5 protein-coding genes are annotated in these 4154 nt (G+C 63.6%); all 5 read left to right on the top strand.

Features of this window, described 5'->3' with window-relative positions:
- Nucleotides 1-608, top strand: a 608-nt coding sequence (gene prcB / locus X803_RS16870) for a proteasome subunit beta (RefSeq protein WP_035777348.1), incomplete at its 5' end; no start/stop codon positions are given.
- Nucleotides 609-610: 2 nt separating this feature from the next.
- A complete protein-coding gene (prcA, locus tag X803_RS0100475) occupies nt 611-1342 on the top strand; it encodes a proteasome subunit alpha (RefSeq protein ID WP_026543585.1) in 732 nt (243 codons plus the stop codon).
- Nucleotides 1342-2703, top strand: coding sequence for a Pup--protein ligase (gene pafA, locus X803_RS0100470; RefSeq protein ID WP_026543584.1), 1362 nt, complete (start codon nt 1342-1344; stop codon nt 2701-2703). Before prcA ends, pafA begins: the two co-directional genes overlap by 1 nt.
- Nucleotides 2704-2832: 129 nt before the next feature.
- Nucleotides 2833-3774 carry an FKBP-type peptidyl-prolyl cis-trans isomerase gene (locus X803_RS0100465; RefSeq protein WP_026543583.1) on the top strand — a complete coding sequence of 314 codons (942 nt, stop codon included), beginning with the start codon at nt 2833-2835 and terminating at the stop codon, nt 3772-3774.
- A gap of 11 nt (nt 3775-3785) precedes the next feature.
- A partial coding sequence (locus X803_RS0100460) for an FKBP-type peptidyl-prolyl cis-trans isomerase (RefSeq protein ID WP_026543582.1) occupies nt 3786-4154 on the top strand: 369 nt, incomplete at its 3' end.

Here is a 4154-nt window from a genome sequence, read left to right as displayed (position 1 = left end):
TGGGCAACATCATCGCCAGCCGCCACATTGAGAAGGTATTCCCTGCAGACATGTTCTCTGTGCTGGGGATAGCGGGCAGTGCGGGGATTGCCCTCGATATCACGCGCCTGTTCCAGGTCGAGCTCGAGCATTACGAAAAGATCGAAGGCACCCGGATGAGCCTCGACGGCAAGGCGAACCGGCTCGCGGCCATGATCAGGGCCAATCTTCCGCTCGCCCTGCAGGGCCTGGCGGTTGTGCCGCTGTTCGCCGGCTTTGACACGACACGCAGGATCGGCCGCCTCTTCTCCTATGACGTCACGGGCGGCCGCTATGAGGAGCAGGAACATCACTCGGTCGGCTCCGGATCGGTCTTTGCCCGGGGTGCGCTGAAAAAGTTGTGGAAACCGAATCTCGGTGAGGATGAAGCCGTGAAAGTGGCGGTGGAATCACTGTATGACGCTGCGGATGATGATTCTGCGACCGGCGGACCGGACGTGGTGCGGCAGCTTTGGCCCGTTGTCTATACCGTGAACGGCGCCGGCGCCCGCCGCATCCCCGAGCGCAGCCTTGCCCGGGCAGCGGAGGAGATCATTGCGTCCCGGTCGGTATCAGGGCGGGAGGCCTGACCATGACGCAGCAGTTCTACGTTTCACCCGAGCAGCTCATGAAGGACCGCGCCGATTTCGCGCGGAAGGGAATCGCGCGCGGGCGCTCCGTTGTGGTCCTCACCTGCAGGGAAGGCATCGCGCTGGTTGCCGAGAACCCTTCTCCCTCGCTCCACAAGCTCGGCGAGATCTACGACCGCATAGCTTTCGCCGCAGTAGGCAAGTACAACGAATTTGAGAGCCTACGGCAGGCCGGCGTTCGGTATGCGGATGTTCGAGGGTACTCGTATGACCGTGAGGACGTCACGGCACGCGGCCTGGCGAGCGTGTACGCACAGAGCCTCGGGGCGGTGTTCACCGCTGAGAGCAAGCCGTTCGAGGTGGAGCTGGCGGTGGCAGAGGTAGGGACTACCATTGCCCAGGACCACATCTATCGCCTTACCTTCGACGGGTCCATCGCGGATGAGACCGGCTTCATTGTCATGGGCGGTCAGGCGGACGCGGTGGTGGAGGCGCTGAAAGGTCGCTGGAACGCAGAACAGGATTTCGGCGAGGCCATCCGCGCGGCCGTCGATTCCCTGCGGTACGACGGCGGATCCACCGCCGAACCCCGCGCCCACCTCGGATCGAGGACCCTGGAGGTGGCGGTGCTGGACCGCGACCCGCTGACCGCCCGCGGCAGCATCAGGGCATTCCGCCGGGTCCCTGCGCAGGAACTGGACGCCATGCTCGGCAATGATCGGGCGGCGGTGTAATGGATCGCCGGATCTACGGAATTGAGACGGAGTTCGGGATCGCCTACTCCGGTCCCAACTCGCGGCCGCTGTCACCGGAGGAGGTGGCCCGCTATCTCTTCCGGAAAGTGGTGAGCTGGGGCAGGTCTTCGAACGTCTTCCTGACCAATGGGTCCCGCCTGTACCTGGATGTTGGGTCCCACCCGGAGTACGCAACCGCCGAATGCGACGACGTGGCCCAGCTGATCGCCCACGATCGCGCCGGCGAGCTCATCCTTGAAGACCTGATCACCGAGGCCCAGCGGAAGCTCGGACAGGAGGGCTACGACGGCCGCGTCTACCTCTTCAAGAACAACACCGACTCCGCAGGAAACTCCTACGGCTCCCACGAAAACTATCTGATACCGCGGAAGCTGGAGTTTTCCCGCCTCTCCGACATCCTGATCCCGTTCCTTGTGACCCGGCAGCTTCTCGTCGGAGCCGGGAAGGTGCTGAAGACACAGTCCGGCTCGCTCTATGCCTTCTCCCAGCGGGCGGACCACATCTGGGAGGGTGTCTCCTCCGCGACAACCCGCTCACGGCCGATCATCAATACCCGTGATGAACCACATGCCGACGCCGAATACTACCGGCGGCTGCACGTGATCGCCGGTGACTCGAACATGTCCGAGACAACCACGCTCCTGAAGGTTGCGGCCGTGGACCTGATACTGCGGATGATCGAAGCCGGCGTCATCATGCGCGATTTCCGCCTGGAGAACCCCATCCGCAGCATCCGGGAAATCTCGCATGACCTCACCGGCCGTCAGCCCCTGAAGCTCGCGAACGGCAGGAGGGTATCGGCACTCGACATCCAGCGGGAGTACCTCGGCCGGGCAAGGTCCTTCGTCGAAACTGAGGGCGCCCACACCCCGCACATTCCCCGGGTCCTGGAGTTGTGGGAGCGCACCCTGGACGCAGTCGAAACCGGAAACCACGCCCTGGTTGACCGGGAAATCGACTGGGCGATCAAGAAGAAGCTCATCGACCGCTACATGGACCGGAACAGCCTGGATCTTGAGGCCGCCCGGGTGGCCCAGATCGACCTGACCTACCATGACATCTCCCGGACACGTGGACTGTTCTTCATGCTGCAGAGCAGGGGAGAGACTGAGCGGGTGGTGGACGACGTCGACATCAAGGCCGCAGTGGACATCCCGCCGCAGACTACGCGGGCACGCCTCCGAGGCGAATTTGTGCGCCGGGCCAAAGAGGCCAACCGGGATTTCACCGTCGATTGGGTCCACCTGAAGCTGAATGACAGGGCGCAGCAGACCATCCTGTGCAAGGACCCGTTCGCCTCGGAAGACGAGCGGGTTACGGCCCTTTTGGAGCACCTCTGAAGGTCCCCGCACCGGGAGGTCGGGGAGAAACTTCCTGACCCAACCCGTTAGGGTAGGTAAGTCCGGTGCCGAGAGGACGGCCGGCAGGAGCGCGGAGCCGCGTTCCCCATCCCACGTGAAAGAAATACCGTGCGCAAAGTATTAGCATTCCTGCTGCCCGCGATGCTGTTCCTGACGGCATGCAGCGGAGCCAGCACACCGGCGGACTTCGACCGGGAAGGCAAGTCGGCCGGTGCTGCCGAAACCCTAGAGTCAGTCGAGGTCACAGACGCAGGCCCTGAGACTGTCCCGGAGGTGGAGTTCGACGCCCCGCTCACCATTACCGACACGGCCGTCCGCGCTGTCACTGAAGGCGACGGCGAAGTCATCGAGGCCGGTCAGGACCTGAAGTTCCATCTGGTGTTCTTCAACGCCGACGACGGCAGCGTCCTCCAGGACTCGTACGGCGCAGGCCAGCCCCAGTCCCTGGCGCTCACGGATCAGCTCAAGGAAGCCGACCCGGAGCTCTACGAAGTACTGGTCGGGAGCAAGGTCGGCTCGCACATCGCCTACACGGCACCCCTTGAGGTCCCGGAAGGATCCGAGGCACCGCCGAACCAGCTGCTGGTCCTGCAGGTCATCAGTGCACAGGATCCCCCCAAGAAGCTTTCCTCCGAGGAAGTCGCGGAACTGGAGGAAGCCGGGCAGCTGCCCACCGTGACCCTCGATGACCAGGGCGTTCCCTCAATCGAGTTCCCGGACAATGACGCACCTGCCGACCTCGTCGTCAAGGTCATCGAGGAAGGAACCGGCGAAGAGATCACCGAGGCGGACACCATCGCCGCCAACTACACCGGGTGGTCCTGGCAGGGCGAGCAGTTCGACTCCAGCTTCGAACGCGGCGAGCCGTCGGAGTTCCCGCTCAGTGGAGTCATCCCCGGATGGACCCAGGGCCTGTCCGGACTCACAGTGGGCTCAAAAGTCCTGCTCGTGATCCCGTCGGTCATGGCCTACGGGGACCAGCCCGCACAGGGACCAGCCGGACCGCTGGCCTTCTATGTCGAAATCATTGAAAAAGTACCCGCAGAATAAAAGGAGTCACCATGTCGTTCGGACAGCGCGAATATGACCGCACCAAGCCGGAGGTCGATTTCCCCGGTGAGAACCTGCCGGAAGACCTTGTCGTCAAGGACCTCATTGAGGGCACAGGCAGGGAGGCCCAGGCTGGGGATACCGTCTCGGCACACTACGTCGGAGTGGCCTTCTCGACCGGCGAAGAGTTCGATTCCTCGTGGAACCGCGGCGCGCCGCTGGACTTCCGCATCGGCGTCGGTCAGGTTATCCAGGGATGGGACCAGGGGATTCCAGGCATGAAAGTCGGCGGACGACGCCGGCTGGAAATCCCGCCGCACCTCGCCTACGGAGACCGCGGCGCAGGCTCCGCGATCGCGCCCGGAGAGTCCCTGATCTTC

Origin of the sequence: Arthrobacter sp. 35/47, from assembly GCF_000520475.1 — a bacterium.
In the GTDB taxonomy this organism is placed as follows: Bacteria; Actinomycetota; Actinomycetes; order Actinomycetales; family Micrococcaceae; genus Arthrobacter_D; species Arthrobacter_D subterraneus.
Note: the sequence above shows the minus strand (reverse complement) of the source record. Positions and strands in the feature narration are given on the sequence as shown.